The organism is Burkholderia sp. Tr-20390 (genome assembly GCF_017104595.1).
GTDB lineage: Bacteria > Pseudomonadota > Gammaproteobacteria > Burkholderiales > Burkholderiaceae > Burkholderia.
In genome coordinates, this window is the sequence record NZ_JAAGPC010000005.1 from 62,762 (window position 1) to 79,004 (window position 16,243).

The 16,243-nt window shown below is 66.1% G+C and carries 16 protein-coding genes and 1 pseudogene; 4 read left to right on the forward strand and 13 right to left on the reverse strand.

Annotated elements, in window-relative coordinates; all coding sequences use genetic code 11:
- Positions 1 to 262 precede the first annotated feature (262 nt).
- Positions 263 to 448 (reverse strand): hypothetical protein, encoded by a 186-nt coding sequence (locus tag G3N98_RS03385; RefSeq protein WP_144025228.1) that lies wholly within the window; start codon positions 446 to 448, stop codon positions 263 to 265.
- Between the two features lie 38 nt (positions 449 to 486).
- Here G3N98_RS03385 and flgE point away from each other — a divergent pair, with 38 nt between their 5' ends.
- Complete coding sequence (gene flgE / locus G3N98_RS03390; RefSeq protein WP_206147223.1) at positions 487 to 1,731, forward strand: flagellar hook protein FlgE; 1,245 nt, start codon at positions 487 to 489, stop codon at positions 1,729 to 1,731.
- 104 nt (positions 1,732 to 1,835) lie between these two features.
- Here flgE and asd read toward each other — a convergent pair whose 3' ends face one another.
- From asd to G3N98_RS03425, 7 genes and pseudogenes are all read right to left on the reverse strand, one after another.
- Complete coding sequence (asd, locus tag G3N98_RS03395; protein ID WP_069251145.1) at positions 1,836 to 2,957, reverse strand: aspartate-semialdehyde dehydrogenase; 1,122 nt, start codon at positions 2,955 to 2,957, stop codon at positions 1,836 to 1,838.
- Between the two features lie 298 nt (positions 2,958 to 3,255).
- Positions 3,256 to 4,323 carry a 3-isopropylmalate dehydrogenase gene (leuB, locus tag G3N98_RS03400; RefSeq protein ID WP_089497362.1) on the reverse strand — a complete coding sequence of 356 codons (1,068 nt, stop codon included), beginning with the start codon at positions 4,321 to 4,323 and terminating at the stop codon, positions 3,256 to 3,258.
- 79 nt (positions 4,324 to 4,402) lie between these two features.
- Complete coding sequence (gene leuD / locus G3N98_RS03405) at positions 4,403 to 5,053, reverse strand: 3-isopropylmalate dehydratase small subunit (protein ID WP_089442933.1); 651 nt, start codon at positions 5,051 to 5,053, stop codon at positions 4,403 to 4,405.
- Between the two features lie 68 nt (positions 5,054 to 5,121).
- The gene (locus G3N98_RS03410; RefSeq protein ID WP_089474479.1) at positions 5,122 to 5,268 is read right to left on the reverse strand and encodes an entericidin A/B family lipoprotein; all 147 of its coding nucleotides are present in this window, start codon (positions 5,266 to 5,268) and stop codon (positions 5,122 to 5,124) included.
- A 3-nt stretch (positions 5,269 to 5,271) separates the two neighbouring features.
- The gene (gene leuC / locus G3N98_RS03415) at positions 5,272 to 6,681 is read right to left on the reverse strand and encodes a 3-isopropylmalate dehydratase large subunit (protein ID WP_039358286.1); all 1,410 of its coding nucleotides are present in this window, start codon (positions 6,679 to 6,681) and stop codon (positions 5,272 to 5,274) included.
- A gap of 271 nt (positions 6,682 to 6,952) precedes the next feature.
- Positions 6,953 to 7,702: a Tat pathway signal protein gene (locus tag G3N98_RS03420; protein WP_206147244.1), complete on the reverse strand. Its 750-nt coding sequence runs from the start codon at positions 7,700 to 7,702 to the stop codon at positions 6,953 to 6,955.
- A 30-nt stretch (positions 7,703 to 7,732) separates the two neighbouring features.
- A pseudogene (locus G3N98_RS03425) lies at positions 7,733 to 8,553 on the reverse strand (hypothetical protein).
- Between the two features lie 391 nt (positions 8,554 to 8,944).
- Between G3N98_RS03425 and G3N98_RS03430 the strand changes: the two are divergent.
- The gene (locus tag G3N98_RS03430; RefSeq protein ID WP_089474477.1) at positions 8,945 to 9,268 is read left to right on the forward strand and encodes a cupin domain-containing protein; all 324 of its coding nucleotides are present in this window, start codon (positions 8,945 to 8,947) and stop codon (positions 9,266 to 9,268) included.
- A gap of 143 nt (positions 9,269 to 9,411) precedes the next feature.
- Positions 9,412 to 10,137, forward strand: coding sequence for a glutathione S-transferase (locus tag G3N98_RS03435; protein ID WP_206147224.1), 726 nt, complete (start codon positions 9,412 to 9,414; stop codon positions 10,135 to 10,137).
- A gap of 58 nt (positions 10,138 to 10,195) precedes the next feature.
- On the opposite strand, the gene G3N98_RS03440 is transcribed toward G3N98_RS03435, so the two are convergent.
- Positions 10,196 to 10,594, reverse strand: a complete 399-nt coding sequence (locus tag G3N98_RS03440) for a DUF4440 domain-containing protein (RefSeq protein ID WP_206147225.1) — start codon at positions 10,592 to 10,594, stop codon at positions 10,196 to 10,198.
- 15 nt (positions 10,595 to 10,609) lie between these two features.
- Positions 10,610 to 11,995, reverse strand: coding sequence for an MFS transporter (locus tag G3N98_RS03445; protein ID WP_206147226.1), 1,386 nt, complete (start codon positions 11,993 to 11,995; stop codon positions 10,610 to 10,612).
- A 215-nt stretch (positions 11,996 to 12,210) separates the two neighbouring features.
- On the opposite strand from G3N98_RS03445, the gene G3N98_RS03450 reads away from it, so the two are divergent.
- Positions 12,211 to 13,125 carry a LysR family transcriptional regulator gene (locus tag G3N98_RS03450; protein WP_206147227.1) on the forward strand — a complete coding sequence of 305 codons (915 nt, stop codon included), beginning with the start codon at positions 12,211 to 12,213 and terminating at the stop codon, positions 13,123 to 13,125.
- 100 nt (positions 13,126 to 13,225) lie between these two features.
- Here the strand turns inward: G3N98_RS03450 and G3N98_RS03455 are convergent, their stop codons facing one another.
- The 3 genes from G3N98_RS03455 to G3N98_RS03465 all read right to left on the reverse strand — a co-directional run bounded on the left by G3N98_RS03455 (position 13,226) and on the right by G3N98_RS03465 (position 16,182).
- Positions 13,226 to 14,758 (reverse strand): amino acid permease, encoded by a 1,533-nt coding sequence (locus tag G3N98_RS03455; RefSeq protein WP_206147228.1) that lies wholly within the window; start codon positions 14,756 to 14,758, stop codon positions 13,226 to 13,228.
- 102 nt (positions 14,759 to 14,860) lie between these two features.
- Complete coding sequence (locus G3N98_RS03460) at positions 14,861 to 15,325, reverse strand: Lrp/AsnC family transcriptional regulator (RefSeq protein ID WP_089427955.1); 465 nt, start codon at positions 15,323 to 15,325, stop codon at positions 14,861 to 14,863.
- A gap of 98 nt (positions 15,326 to 15,423) precedes the next feature.
- Complete coding sequence (locus G3N98_RS03465) at positions 15,424 to 16,182, reverse strand: arginine deiminase family protein (RefSeq protein ID WP_089474471.1); 759 nt, start codon at positions 16,180 to 16,182, stop codon at positions 15,424 to 15,426.
- Positions 16,183 to 16,243 lie beyond the last annotated feature (61 nt).

The window sequence follows — 16,243 nt, forward strand, 5'->3', positions numbered from 1 at the left end:
CACAACCCGAGATCCGACACAGAACCACGACCAGAGAATCAGGCACGTTTGCTCAATAATTCGCGCTGCTTGCCGTTAATGGATTAACAAGCGCCAATCAAAATAAATCCAGTCGGCCACCACCCCATTCAAATGAATTTCAATTGATCGATAAGAGGCCAATTCCCCTCTCTGATCGTCGAATTGAACACCCCTTCCGCCAAATCCCCGTCCCACAAGGCTTTCCAGCCTCGCCGCAGCTTCATTTCTCATACGAAATCAATCATTTCGACATCAATTCAATTTCATTACACAAAATTACACAGATCAAATAATTGCCGTCGCTACGATCGTCTTCAAACAAGAATCGGCGCAGTTCGACCATCGCGCCCGCACCCGCCGGAACAGCGGGAACGCGGTCGGCCTGGCTGACGCCGTGAGGTGCCAGGGAGGCATCGCGCAGTCGCACGACTGCATTTACTCACCAGCTCGTTACGGGGATCGAACATGGGCTATCAACAGGGCTTGAGCGGGTTGGCCGGCGCGGCGAACCATCTCGACGTGATCGGCAACAACATCGCGAACGCAAACACGGTTGGCTACAAGCAGGGGCGCGCGAACTTCGCCGACATGTACGCGAACTCGGTCGCGACGTCGACCAACACGCAGATCGGCATCGGCACGCGGCTCGCGTCGGTGCAGCAACAATTCGGCCAGGGGACGATCAACACGACGAAGTCGTCGCTCGACATCGCGATCAACGGCAACGGCTTCTTCCAGATGTCGAACAACGGCGTGACGACGTACTCGCGTGACGGCGTATTCCACCGCGACAAGAGCGGCGCCATCGTCGACGCGCAGAACCGCAACCTGATGGGCTATGCGGCAGGGCCGGGCGGCGCGATCAACACCGCGGCGACCGTGCCGCTGCAAGCGCCGACCACCAACATCGCGCCGCAGGCGACGACGAAGATCACCGGCCAGTTCAACCTGAACTCGCAGGACAAGGTGCCGGCCAAGACGCCGTTCAACGCGGGCGACAACACCACGTACAACTACAATTCGTCGATCCAGGTGTACGACACGCTCGGTGGCTCGCAACAGGTGTCGATGTATTTCGCGAAGAACGCGGCAGGTACCTGGCAGGCCTACGCGGGCGTGCAGGGCCAGACGCCGACGAATCTCGGCACCGTCACGTTCGACGCATCGGGCCGGATCAGCTCGACGACGTCGGCCGCAACCGGCCAGCCGACGCCGAGCCTCGGCCAGTTCGCGTTCTCGATCCCCAACGCGTCGGGCGGCGCCAATCCGCAAAACCTGACGCTCGACCTGACCGGCACGACGCAGTTCGGCGGGAAAAGCGGCGTGAACAACCTCGCACAGGATGGCTTCGCGAGCGGCACGCTGACGACGTTCTCGATCGGCACCGACGGCAAGCTCACCGGCAATTACTCGAACGGCCAGAGCGCGGTGCTCGGCCTGATCGCGCTCGCGAACTTCAACAACCCGAACGGGCTCGAGAACATCGGCGGCAACCAGTATGTGGAAACCACCGCGTCCGGCGTGCCGCAGATCTCCGCGCCGGGCAGCACGAACCACGGCACGCTGCAGGGGAGCGCACTGGAAAACTCGAACGTCAACCTGACGACCGAGCTCGTGAACCTGATCAAGGCGCAGCGCGATTACCAGGCCAATGCGCAGACGATCAAGACCCAGCAGGCCGTCGACCAGACGCTCCTGAACATGCGCTGACCCGCACATGAAAAACGCGCCGCGCCGGCCTTGATATCGTCAAGGCCGACGCGGCGCGCATTCTTGTGCACCGCGGCCCGCATCTCGCGGGCCGGACATGCCACTTACTTGTCGAGCAGGATGCGCAGCATGCGGCGCAGCGGCTCGGCCGCGCCCCACAGCAGCTGGTCGCCGACCGTGAACGCCGACAGGTATTCACCGCCCATCGCGAGCTTGCGCAGGCGGCCGACCGGCACCGTCAGCGTGCCCGTGACGTTCGCCGGCGACAGGTCGCGCATCGACGCTTCACGCTCGTTCGGCACGACCTTCACCCAGTCGTTCGCCGATGCGAGGATGCCGTTGATCTCGTCGAGCGGCACGTCCTTGTTCAGCTTGATCGTCAGCGCCTGCGAGTGGCAGCGCATTGCGCCGATTCGCACGCACAGGCCGTCGACCGGAATCGAACCCGGCTCGCCCATCGCCGGCTTGCCGAGGATCTTGTTGGTTTCCGCGCCGCCCTTCCACTCTTCCTTCGACATCCCGTTGCCGAGATCCTTGTCGATCCACGGGATCAGCGAACCGGCGAGCGGCACGCCGAAGTTGCTCGTCGGCATCGCGTCGCTGTTCATCGCGGCCAGCACGCGGCGGTCGATGTCGAGGATCGCGGAAGCCGGATCGGCGAGCTGCGCCTGAACCGCGCCGTTCAGCGTGCCCATCTGCGCCAGCAGCTCGCGCATGTTCTGCGCGCCCGCGCCCGATGCGGCCTGGTAGGTCATCGCCGTCATCCAGTCGACGAGGTTCTCGCGGAACAGGCCGCCGAGCGCCATCAGCATCAGGCTGACCGTGCAGTTGCCGCCGATGAAGTTCTTCTGGCCCTTGACCAGCGCGTCCTTGATCACGTCGAGATTGACCGGATCGAGGATGATGACCGCGTCGTCCTTCATCCGCAGCGACGATGCCGCATCGATCCAGTAGCCGTTCCAGCCGGCCGCGCGCAGCTTCGGGAACACGTCGTTCGTGTAGTCGCCGCCCTGGCACGTGATGATCACGTCGCACTTCTTCAGCTCGTCGACGTTGGTCGCGTCCTTGAGCGTAGTCTCGTTTTTCGCGAACGACGGCGCTTTGCCGCCCGTGTTGCTGGTGCTGAAAAACACCGGTTCGATCAGGTCGAAATCGCCCTCTTCCTGCATGCGCTGCATCAGGACGCTGCCGACCATGCCGCGCCAACCTACGAGACCTACGTTCATGACTAACCCTTTGATGGAGCTTCCCCGCCATTCCGTCCCCGGTGTGACCGCGCGGGGAAATAGGCGGGCACGACGGACGATCAGCGTTTAATGATCGTTTTCGTGGTAATGGTTTTCGTGATGACGATGGCGCGCGCACCCACACGGGCTGTGTTGCCGTGGAGTTTCAAGACCGGGGAGATCAGGGAAAGATGCGCCATCGTTCGAGTCTACACAAAGCCGGTGGCCCGCACAACGGCCAACCGCATGCGAACCGGCCGATTTCGCGGCCTGTTCGCGCCCTTTCTACATGATCGCGTTACAGCGCCGCGACCACCGCGTCGCCCATCGCCGTCGTGCCGACCTGCTGGCAACCCGGCGTCGCGATATCGCCCGTGCGGTAGCCCTGTTCGAGCACCGTTTTCACCGCACGCTCGATGCGATCGGCCTGCTCGGCGCGATTCAGCGAGTAGCGCAGCATCATCGCGGCCGACAGGATCGTCGCGAGCGGGTTCGCGATGCCCTTGCCCGCGATGTCCGGCGCCGAACCGTGCGACGGTTCGTACAGGCCCTTGTTGTTCTTGTCGAGCGACGCCGACGGCAGCATGCCGATCGAGCCCGTCAGCATCGACGCTTCATCCGACAGGATGTCGCCGAACATGTTGCCGGTGACGATCACGTCGAACTGTTTCGGCGCCTTCGCGAGCTGCATCGCCGCGTTGTCGACGTACATGTGCGACAGCTCGACGTCCGCGTATTCCTTCGACACGTCGATCATGATGTCGCGCCAGAACTGCGACGTCTCGAGCACGTTCGCCTTGTCGACCGACAGCAGCTTCTTCGCGCGCTTGCGGGCCGCCTGGAACGCGACGTGCGCAATGCGGCGCACTTCCGGTTCCGAATAGCGCATCGTGTCGAAGCCTTCGCGCTCGCCCGCGAACAGGCCGTCCGGTGCGGCGCGCACGCCGCGCGGCTGGCCGAAGTAGATGTCGCCGTTCAGTTCGCGCACGATCAGGATGTCGAGGCCCGCGACCAGCTCGGGCTTCAGCGGCGACGCATCGACGAGCTGCGGATAACAGATCGCCGGGCGGAAGTTCGCGAACAGCTCGAGGTGCTTGCGCAGCCCGAGGATCGCCTGCTCGGGGCGCAGCGCGCGCTCGAGCGAGTCATACTTCCAGTCGCCCACGGCGCCGAACAGGATCGCGTCGGCGTCCTTCGCGAGCTTCAGCGTCGCGTCGGGCAGCGGATGGCCGCTCGCCTCGTAGCCCGCGCCGCCGACCGGCGCCTGTTCGAGTTCGAACTTCTCGTCGAGTGCGTTCAGCACCTTCACCGCTTCATTGACGATTTCCGGACCGATGCCGTCGCCGGGCAGCACTGCAATCTTCATGCGAAATTCCTGACTGGGTAGGTTTTTATGGAGGCAGGCCGGCGAACGCGCCGCCGGCGCGCCCGCCCGAAAGGCGATCTCAGCCGACCAGCTTGGTGTTGAGCCACGGCTGCTTCACGAGGCGCTCGGCCTCGAACTGGCGGATCTTGTCCGCGTGGCGCAGCGTGAGGCCGATGTCGTCGTAGCCGTTCAGCAGGCAGTACTTGCGGAACGCGGCGATCTCGAACGGATACTCGCGGCCGTCACCCGTGCGCACCACCTGCGCGTCGAGGTCGACCGTGACTTCGAAGCCGTTGAACGCGACCGTCTCGTTGAACAGGTGATCGACCTGCTGCTCGGTCAGCACGATCGGCAGCAGGCCGTTCTTGTAGCAGTTGTTGAAGAAAATATCGGCGAAGCTCGGCGCGATGATCGCGCGGAAGCCGTACTGCTGCAGCGCCCACGGTGCGTGCTCGCGCGAGCTGCCGCAGCCGAAGTTCTTGCGTGCGAGCAGCACGGATGCGCCCTGGTAGCGCGGCTGGTTCAGCACGAAGTCGGGATTCAGCGGACGCTTCGAGTTGTCCTGGCCCGGCTCGCCGTGATCGAGATAACGCCATTCGTCGAACGCGTTCGGACCGAAGCCGGTGCGCTTGATCGACTTCAGGAACTGCTTCGGGATGATCGCGTCGGTGTCGACGTTTTCGCGATCGAGCGGCGCCACGACGCCGGTATGCACTGTGAATTTTTCCATGATCCGTCTATCCGGTTGAAGGGCCGGCGTTCAGCCGGCGCACATCGACAAATTCTCGGTGGGGGACGTCACTCCGCGGCGCGCTTCAGCGCGCTGCCGGCGGCGTTGACGTCCTGCCCGAAGCCCTGGACGGTATTGCAGCCCGCGAGGCCGAAGCCCAGCCCCGCCAGCGCCAGCGCGGCAACCAGCCGCGCAATGATCTTCGATGCCGTCACGCGTTACCCCAGCTGGCGAATGTCGACGAAATGGCCTTCGATCGCCGCGGCCGCCGCCATCGCGGGGCTCACGAGGTGCGTGCGACCGCCCGCGCCCTGCCGGCCTTCGAAGTTGCGGTTCGACGTCGACGCGCAGCGCTCGCCCGGCTCGAGCCGGTCGGCATTCATCGCGAGGCACATCGAGCAGCCCGGCTCGCGCCATTCGAAGCCGGCGTCCGTGAACACCTTGTCGAGCCCTTCGCGCTCGGCCTGTGCCTTCACGAGGCCCGAGCCCGGCACGACCATCGCGAGCCGCACGTTCGACGCGACGCGACGGTTCAGCTTCTTCACGACATACGCGGCTGCGCGGATGTCTTCGATTCGCGCGTTCGTGCACGAGCCGATGAAGATCTTGTCGACCTTGATCGATTCGATCGGCGTGTTCGGCTCGAGCGCCATGTAGGCCAGCGCACGCTCCATCGCATCGCGCTTGACCGGATCCTTCTCGCGCTCGGGATCGGGCACGCGGCCGTCGATCGACGTGACCATTTCCGGCGATGTGCCCCACGTGACCTGCGGGACGATTTCGGCGGCGTTCAGCTCGACCACGCGATCGAACTGCGCGCCGTCGTCCGACTTGAACTGGCGCCAGTATTCGACGGCCTGGTCCCATTCCGCGCCGGTCGGCACGAACGGGCGGCCCTTCAGGTAGTCGATCGTCGTGTCGTCGACGGCAACCATGCCGGCGCGCGCACCGGCCTCGATCGCCATGTTGCAGACGGTCATGCGGCCTTCCATCGTCAGCGCGCGGATCGTCGAGCCGCCGAATTCGATCGCGTAGCCCGTGCCGCCGGCCGTGCCGATCTTGCCGATGATCGCGAGCACGATGTCCTTCGCGGTACAACCGCGCGGCAGCGTGCCCTCGACCTTCACGAGCATGTTCTTGCTCTTTTTCTGCAGCAGGGTTTGCGTGGCGAGCACGTGCTCGACTTCCGACGTGCCGATGCCGTGCGCGAGCGCACCGAACGCGCCGTGCGTCGACGTATGCGAATCGCCGCACACGATCGTCATGCCCGGCAGCGTCGCGCCCTGTTCCGGCCCGATGATGTGGACGATGCCCTGGCGCACGTCGTTCATCTTGAACTGCGTGATGCCGAACGCATCGCAGTTCGCGTCGAGCGTGTCGACCTGGAGCTTCGAGACGGGATCGGCGATGCCGTGGCTGCGATCGGTGGTCGGCACGTTGTGGTCCGACACGGCCAGGTTCGCGCTGATGCGCCACACCGGACGCTGCGCCATCTTCAGCCCTTCGAACGCCTGCGGGCTCGTGACTTCATGCAGCAGCTGACGGTCGATGTAGAGCAGGGTCGTGCCGTCTTCCTCGGTGTGGACCACGTGGGTGTTCCACAGTTTGTCGTAAAGAGTCTGTGCCATGGGTATGCGGGGTCGTTGTGACTACAAGCCTTGCGGATGTGATCGATTATGCCACGCAAAATCGGCCCACGGAGTACCACGATAACGAAAAAAGTGAATAAAAACAGTGAGTTGGGTGGTACAGGCGATACCCGGATAAGCATTACCCGGCAACGCGGACACCACGGCCGCCACCGCGCTGCGCATGTCACGGCGACACGCGAAAGGACATGACGATTCCGGAATGGAAGAGCTTGATGAACGGGAGATGTTCCGCAAACACCCGGCAGCGTCAGCCGTTCGGGTATTCGCGGTTGATCAGGTCGAGCCGCAGCATGCCCAGTTGCACGCCGACGTTGCTCAGCAGGTAGAGATCGCGGCGCCGCAATGCCGGCATCTGCGCGGACGCGTCGTAAAGCGACGGCAGCGCCAGGCCCGCCGGCACCGCGGCCTGCATCCCCGCGGCATTCGACACGCGCACGGCAAGCGACGCCTGATCCGCATGGGTGACGACACCGACGTTGCCGAGCGCCGCAGCCGAGCCGGCCTGCTTGACGATCGCGGCAGCGACGCTGTCCGGCGTCGGTATCGGGCTGCCGGCGGCCAGGGCCGGCGTTGCGATCGACGTCACGCCGGCCGTCAGCCCGTATTTCGACGCGAGCACGCTCGCGACTTCCTGCTGCGCGAAGATCCGCACGGCAACCTTCTGGTGCAGCAGGAACACGGCGTCGGCAATCGCCTCGTTCACCGGGCCCGGCACCGCCGCGGCGCGACTGCCGAAGCTGAAGGCGGCAATCGTGTTGATGGCCGTGGTCTGGACGGTCGGCGGCAGCCACGAGAAAAACGGTTCGAACAGGTAACCGGTCTCGTCGGTGGCGGCGGCGCGGTCGTTCAGTTCGTTCGTCAGCTTGCCGAGCATCTGGCGTTGCAGTTCGGCGTCTGAAACAGGCGCGTCGCTCGCGAAGGCCGGCGCACTGGCGGCACCGGTCGCGGCCAGCGCGGAAGCGGAAACGGAAGCGAGAAAATGGCGGCGGGTCTGCATGGTCATCGGAGTCGGGAAAGAGAAAGTGCGTCAGCCCTTCGGGAACGCCTGCATCGTCGCGCCGATCGCGCGGCCGAGCATCTGCGCATACATGTCGTGCACGAGGTACAGGCTGCGGTTACGCGTCCACGGCTGGCCCGACTGCGGGTCGTAGAGCGTCGGCAACGACACCTCGGCAACCGCGGCCGCCTTCATGCCCGCCTGTTGCGAGGTCTGGATGCAGCGCTTCGCGTGATCCCGATGACCGACCACCGCGACGCTGCCCATCGCGGCCGCGCCGCCCGCGCGCGACACGGCCTCGGCGGCCACGCCGGCCGTACTGAGGTACACGATCGTGCCGTCGGTCGCGATCACGGGCTCGATCGACGACAGCACGTCGGTGCCCATCCCGTATTTCGACACGAGAAAGCGCGCAATCTCCACTGCGCGTAGACCTTGACCGGTTTCAGTTGCCGAATACGGTAGACGGCGTCCGCGAGCGCTTCGTTGACGGGCCCCGGATCGGGCAGCGCGGACTGGTTGCCGCCCGTGCTCGACGTATTGCCGCTTGCCGCGTTCGGGCGATTGCCGAAGCTGTATGCGACGATCGCGCCGGCCTGGGCCGCCGGCATCGACGGCAAGTCCCAGGTAAAGCCGACGTCGGTCAGCGCCGGCTGGATCGCGCCGACCGTCGCGGCATCGCCGAGCTGCGCGTTCAGCTTCGCGGACATTTGCGCGGCCAGCGCCGCGTCGGTAACGGGCGCCGACGTGACGTCGTCGCCGCCACATGCGCTCAGCAGCGGCACCGCCGCGACGGCCGGTGCGGCGGCCAGGAATTTTCTGCGTGAAGCAGCCAGCGGATTCAGTTTCATAAGAAATACGAAATGATGTGAATGGCGTCGACGGGTTACCTCGGTGTCGCGTTCACGGTCACGGGAAAGGGCAATCGGGCGAGTCGCGCAGGTGGGCGACGGACGGCAGTGCCGCAGCGCGGATCGAATCACTGCGTCGCTGTCGATTGACGAGGCCGGATCGTAGTCGTCGTTTATTAAATTGCGGTGAAGCTCGCGATGGAATCCGCGCAATCGCATCGTCGTTTCACGGATGGACACCGGTGTTTCATGCATGGCGAGCGCCGCGTGACTCGTTCCACGGATGGCGATCGCGCGCCCCGTGCGCGCCGTGTGACGCCCCGGCATTTCGCGCTACGATGGCACGACCCGTATGGCCCGATCCCCATGATCCAGACCCGGAGCCCCCGCCATGAAGCTCGGCCTGAACGAATCGCTCGCCCGCCTCGACGAAGAAGGCACGCTGTTCACGACGCTGTTTCGTCACGGCACGCTCGACGTCGAGCTGTACCGGCCGCGCATCGAGGACAAGCAGAAGCCGCACGCGCGCGACGAGGTCTACGCGATCGCCACGGGCTCGTCACGCTTCGTCGTCGACGGACGCGAATGCGAAGTCGCGGCCGGTGACGTGCTGTTCGTCCCGGCACACGCCGAGCACCGCTTCATCGGCTTCTCCGACGACTTCTCGACGTGGGTGTTCTTCTACGGCCCCGAAGGCGGCGAGCGCGGCGCGTAACGCACGCACGACGCACGCACGACGCACGCGGCACTTTTCCTGCGATCGCCTAGACTGTCTATTCGCAACGGGTGGCACGCGACGCGTGGCCGCCCGGTCGTCACGATGCCGGCGGCAGCCGGTTCAACGAACGGGAAGACAGCATGCGATACGAACTGTATTACTGGCCCGAGATCCAGGGCCGAGGCGAGTACGTGCGGCTCGCGCTCGAAGCGGCCGAAGCCGACTATGTCGACGTCGCGCGTGAATCGGGGCGCGGCATGGGCGTGCCGGCAATGATGCGGATGATGGACAGCTCGAAGGCGGAATGCGTGCCGTTCGCGCCGCCGTTCCTGAAAGCCGGCGACGTCGTCATCGGGCAGACCGCGAACATCCTGCTGTTTCTCGGCGCGCGGCTGGGGCTCGCGCCCGCCGACGAAGCCTGCCGGCTGTGGGTGCACCAGCTTCAGTTGACCGTCGCCGATTTCGTCACCGAGATCCACGACACGCACCATCCGATCGCAAGCGGCCTCTACTACGAGGATCAGCAGGCGGAAGCCGCCGAGCGTGCAGCCGATTTCCTCGAAAACCGGCTGCCGAAATTCCTCGGCTACTTCGATCGTGTGCTCGAACAGAATCCGCACGAGAGCGGCTACCTCGCCGGCAACGCACTCAGCTATGCGGACCTGTCGTTGTTCCAGTTGATCGAGGGCCTGCGCTACGCATTTCCGAAAGCGATGAAGCGTGAGGAGCGGAAGATCGCGGCGCTGGTCGCACTGCACGACCGCGTTGCACTGCATCCGCCTGTCGCGCTCTATCTCGAGTCGGAACGCCGCATCCCGTTCAACGACATGGGCATCTTCCGGCACTATCCGGAGCTGGACAAGTAACGCCGGCACGGCATCCGCACCGCTTCTTGCAAACTGGCGGATGCCCCCTACCCCCTGCTCACGCGGCGACCGGCGTCTCGTGCAGATGACGCCACACGATCAGCCCATCCGCCTCGCGCCGGAACACGGCCGTCGCGCGACGCACCGTGCGCCGCCCTTGCGCGTCGGTCTGCGTCTCGCGATAACCGATCGTCGCGCCATCGGACCATACGGCGAGCCCGCGCAACTCGTCGATGTCGATCACCAGCCCCGGCCGCGCGCCGTGCCCGTGTGAAAACAGCGCATCGACGCCCGCGTAATCAAGCACCGTACCCGACATCGTGATCATCGAAAAACCCGGCGAGAAGCGCGCCATCAGCGTCGCGAGCCGCTCGGGGCCGGCACGGCCGGACAACCAGCACTCGATGTCGGCGATGGTGTCGACGACTTCCTTGAAATACGGATTCGGCAGATTCATAACGCTCTCAGGTTCTCAGGAATGGGATGAAACGGGTTGCGCGACCGGCGCATGGTGCGCGGGAAGCCGCGCGATCAGGCCGAGCGGCAGCAACGTCAACACGACCGCCAGCCCGAAGCACCAGCGGTACGGTGCAAGCGACGGGCCGCCCGCATCGAGCGCCAGCAACGCATTGAGCGCGCTGCCGAGCGCGGCCACGCCGACACAAAAACTCAACTGCCGGTTGATGTTCCACAGCGCGCTCGCGTCGCTCATCCGGTCGGCCGGCACCTCGACGAACGCCGCGCTCTGCGACGTGCTCGTGCACAGGCTCGCCCCGAACCCCATCGCCGCGAACGCCGCGATGCGCACGGCTTCGACGCTGGCCCACGGCGTCGCGAGCAACGCGACGCCGACGCAATCGATCGCGATGCCGCACGTGAACAGCGGCTTCGCGCCGTGGCGCGGAAAGCAGCGGCGCGTGGTCGCGATCGCGAAGAACGCCGCGATCGCCCACGGCAGCATCAGCGCGCCGGCATGCGCGGCGCTCAATCCGAGCGCATTCTGCAGATAGAGCGACGCGACGAGGTTGACGCCGGTAAAGATGCCCGGCACGCACAGATAGACCACCACGCCGGCCCTCAGCAGCGGCTGCGCAAGCAGGCGCAGGTCGACCACCGGCGCCACGGCCCGACGCGCATGCGCCGCATAGCCGGCGCCTGCCGCGACGGCCACCACCAGCATCGCCAGCGGGAATGCCGCGCCGCCGGGCTGCCCCGCGGCGGTCAGCCCGAGCAGCAACGCGACGAGCGCCACAGCACTCAGCCCGAGCCCCGGCCAGTCGAGCCGCGGCGGCCGGTCACGCGCACCGTCGCGCGACAGCCACGCGAACGCGAGCGCGCAGGTCGCGGCCGCGATCGGCAACATCGCGAAGAAGATCGCGCGCCACGACCCGCGATCGACGATGGCCCCGCCGATCGCAGGCGACAACGCGGGCACCAGCAGCGCGACCATCATCACGATCGACGTGAGCCGCGCCCGCGCCTGCGGCGGATACGCGCGATAGGCCATCGTCTGCCCGACCGGGATCAGCAGCCCGCCGCCGAGCCCCTGGACCAGCCGCCATGCGAGCAGCGCCTCGATCGAAGGCGACGCGCCGACGCCCGCACTGCCGAGCCCGAACAGCAGCAACGATGCGGCGAACACGCGCCGCTCGCCGCAGCGGCGCGCGAGCCACGTGCCGAGCGGGATCACGACGGTCAGGCCGAGCACGTACATGTTGCCGACCCACGCAAGCTGCGCGACCGACGCGTGCAGTTCGCGCTGCAGCGCCGGATACGCGGCGTTCAGCATGAACATGTTCGCGAGATCGATCGCGAAGCCGAGCAGGTAGACGATGGCGATTCTGGAGCGGTCTGGCATGGCGGCGGAAACATCATGAAGCGCCGCAGTGTAGAAGCCGGCACGCGCATCGGTAAGCGGCCGGATTCGACGGGTCCCGTCGAAATTTTTTGACAATCGGCTCGGGCCGCGGCTACGTCGCGCGTCCGTTGCAACGCGCCGCACGCCGCACGGGTGCCGCACATTCGGGTAACCTTCGAGCGATCCAATGCATAGACAGGACCCCCGCCCCGACCATGGTGAGCCTCGATCGTTTTGCCGTCTTCCGTGCCGTGGTCGAGGCCGGTTCGTTCACGGCCGCCGCCACCACGCTGAACCAGGCGCGGGCAGCCGTCAGCTTCAACGTGAAGCAGCTCGAAGCCGAGCTCGGCGTCACGCTGCTCACGCGGACGACCCGGCGCGTCGAGCTGACGGACGCCGGCGAGCGCTTCTACCAGCGCTGCCTGCGCGTGCTCGAAGAAGCCGAAGGCGCGATCGACGAGGTGCGCGGCGAGCATGGCGGCATGCAGGGCATCCTGCGCGTGACGTCGACGGTCGAGTATGCGGCGCGCGTCCTCGCACCGATGCTGCATGCGTTCACCGCGCGGCATCCCGCGTTGCGGGTGCGGCTCGAAACGCACACGTCGCAGGCCGATCTCGTGCGCGACCGCTTCGACGTCGCGATCCGGCTCGGACGCCACGAGCATTTTCTCGACCTGCCCTATCGCGGTGTCTGCCTCGCCACCTGCGACGTGCTCGCCGTGATGGCGCCCGACCTGCCCGCGAAGGCCGGGCTCCCGCCGCCGGCGTCACCCGGCGATCTGGCCCGCCTGCCGCAGCTCGGCCACAGCCGGCTCGAGCGGATCGCCGAATGGACGCTCACCGATCGCGCGGGCAACGAACATGCGTTTCGACCGGCGACGAAGCCTCACATCGTCGTCGACAACGCATCGGTGTTGAGCGAACTGGCGCGCCAGGGCAGCGGCGTCGCGCTGCTGCCGGAATGGCTCGTGCGCGACGATCTCGAAAGCGGCGCACTGGTCGATGCACTGCCCGCGTACCGGTTTCCGCAGCAGAACGTCTACGCGCTGTACGTCGCGACGCGGCACGTGCCGCAGAAAGTGCGCGCGTGGGTGGATTTCATGAAAGCGCAGTTGCAGCCCGTTCACTGAGCGCGGCTTGCGCGCGTCACCCGCCGCGCGCAGGGCGCCGTATCGGAGCCGGCCGTAAAGCACATCCGGCGCCCGTTACCGCGCTTTCAGGACCAGGCAGTCAGAGCGACTGCCCGTGCTGCGTGGCCGCCGCATCGACGGCTTCGACCGAACGCGTCAGCCACGGCCCGATGTCCATCTCCTCGTAGCGCACGAGCCGGCTCTTGCGCGCACGGCGATACGCCCACCAGATCGCGACGAACAGCGGAATCCACACGTAGATCGACAGCACTTCCATCCAGTCGATGCGGGCCGCGAAGAACGCCTGGTAATCCTGCCCGAGCGAGATCACGATGCAGATCGCGATCGCGAACAGCGGCCCGAACGGGAACCATTTCGCGCGGTACGGCAGCTGATCGAGCCGGTAGCCCTGCTTCAGGAACCCCTTGCGGAACCGGTAATGGCAGACCGCGATGCCGAGCCACGCGATGAAGCCGGTGATGCCGACCGTATTCAGCAGCCACAGATAGATGCTCTGGTTGTTGGTCAACGACGTGAGGAAGCACAGCCCGCCGACGGCCATCGTCGCGTACAGCGCGTTGCGCGGCACGCCGCCCGGCGACAGCGTCGCGAACATCGCCGGCGCGCGCCCTTCCGCCGCGAGGTTGTACAGCATCCGCGTGGCCGCGTAAGTCCCGGAATTGCCGGCCGACAGCACGGCCGTCAGGATCACGAGATTCATCGCGCCGGCCGCGAGCCGGAAACCCGCGTGGCTGAACACCAGCGTGAACGGGCTCACGCCGATGTCGGTCACGTCGCTCTTCAGCAGGTTCGGATCCGTGTACGGCACCAGCAGCCCGATCACGAAGATCGCGAACACGTAGAACAGCATGATCCGCCAGAAGATCTGCTTGACCGCACGCGGGATCGTCTTGCGCGGGTTTTCCGATTCGCCGGCCGTGATCCCGACCAGCTCGGTGCCGAGAAACGAGAAGCCCGCGATCAGCGCGACGCTCATCATCGCGTGCACGCCGCCGACGAACGGCGCATCGCCCGTCGTGAAGTTGCGCAAGCCGACCGGATGCCCGTTCCCGATCAGGCCGGCCGCGATCAGCAGCCCGGCCGCGATGAACGCGACCACGGTGACGACCTTGATCAGCGAGAACCAGTATTCCGATTCGCCGAAGCCGCGCACCGACAGCGTATTCAGCAGGAAGATCAGCACGAGGAAACCGGCGCCCCACCAGATGCCGGGTACGGTTGGAAACCAGTAGCGCATCACGATCTGCGCGGCGACCAGCTCGATCGCGATCGTCACGGCCCAGCTGTACCAGTAGGTCCAGCCGAGCGCGACGCCGAAGCCTTCGTCGACGTACTTCTCGCCGTAGATCGCGAACGAGCCCGATACCGGCATCAGCGCGGCCATCTCGCCGAGGCCCGTGACGACGAAGTACACCATCAGCCCGATCGCGATATACGCGGCGATCGCCCCGCCCGGCCCCGCCTGCGCGACCGACGCCCCCGACGCGACGAACAACCCCGTGCCGATCGAGCCGCCGATCGCGATCATCGCGATGTGGCGGCCCTGCAGACGGCGCTTCAGCGTCGTTCCGGACGGTGCGGCCGTCTCCGCTGCCGCTTGCAAAGCATCCATAGTGTTCACCCTGATTGGATTCAGGCCTGACGATTTGATTCGGAATGCAAATCGTCAGGCCGGGTCATTCGCGTCGGAGCCGGCCCTTCCCGGCCGGCCGCATCACACGACGCTGCGCTTGATCGCCTGCAGTTCGGCCGTCGTCACGATCTTCTCGATCCGGAACCGCGGGCTTTCCAGCCACAGGTTCGCGATTCGCCGGTACTCGTCGAGATCCTCGCACGCGAGCCGCACGAGAAAATCGAACGTGCCGCTGACGAGCCAGCAATCGAGCACCGCCGGATTCGCGCGCATTTCGTCCTCGAACGGCGCCTGCGAACGCCCGTGGTCGGCCAGCGTGATCTGCGCGATCACGACGATCGGCTTGGTCGCGCGCGGCGCCTTGATCACCGCGCGGTACCCTTCGATCACCCCAAGCGCCTCGAGCCGCTCCACGCGCGCCTGGCACGGCCGCGGCGTGAGGTTCACGAGCTCGGACAGCTTCCGGTAGGAAATCCGCCCGTCGGTGCGCAGGATGTCGAGGATCCGGAGGTCGATCTTGTCGAGCTGCATCTTCTTGTCGGTCATCCGCGTTCGCTCCGGTCGGGTCGTGGCTGGTGCGCGGAACGTCTCCGGTTCCGCGCGGGGGCCACATTATCCGGCCGAAGCGGCCGCGCGCCAATCGGCTAGAACCGCAGCGACAGGCAGGTCAGGCCGCCGTCCATCTTGCGGAACTCGCTCGTATCGATCACGTGCAGCGGCAGCCCCAGCGACGCGATCGCATCGTGCACGCGCGGGTAGCCGGCCGGCGTGATCAGCGTGCCGTTCACGCGCAGCGTGTTGCCCGCGTATTCGTCAGCGGCCGAGATCGCGATCCGGCGATAGTCGGCGAAAGCCGGATGCGCGGCCAGCGCTTCGGTGACGAGCAGCGTGTCGTCGCCGAGCGCGTTGACGACCGACTTGAGATGCAGGCCGGCGCCCACCGGCACCGCGACGACGGAATAGCCGTAGCGCGACACGAGCGAGTCGAATGCGGCGATGCCTTCGGCGTCGGTACGGCCCGTCAGGCCGATGTAGAAGCGCTTGCCGACCTGCATCACGTCACCGCCGTCGAGCCGGCCCGCCTGCATCGGCAGCAGGTCGCGATGCGCGGCCAGCGCCGCTTCGATGTGCACCGTCTCGCCACGCCGCGCCGGCGCACCGGGGCGCGTGATCACCGCGAATTCGGGCGTCACGACCGCGGTGTCCTCGACGAAGTGCGAATCGGGGAATGCCTCCAGCGGCGGCAGTTCGGTCAGCGCGACGCCGAGCGTGCGCAGCGCGTCGCAATACGCGTGGAACTGGGTGAGCGTCTTGTCGTAATCGGGCGCGCCGAGTTCGGCGGTGGTCAGGCCCGCGCCACAGGACGGCGCGGGGCGGCGAACGATCGCTTGCGTGAATTGCATCGACTCCTCCATGGTCAGCGCCGCACCCGTGCTTCACACGGGGCGGCTGCGTTGTGTCCGG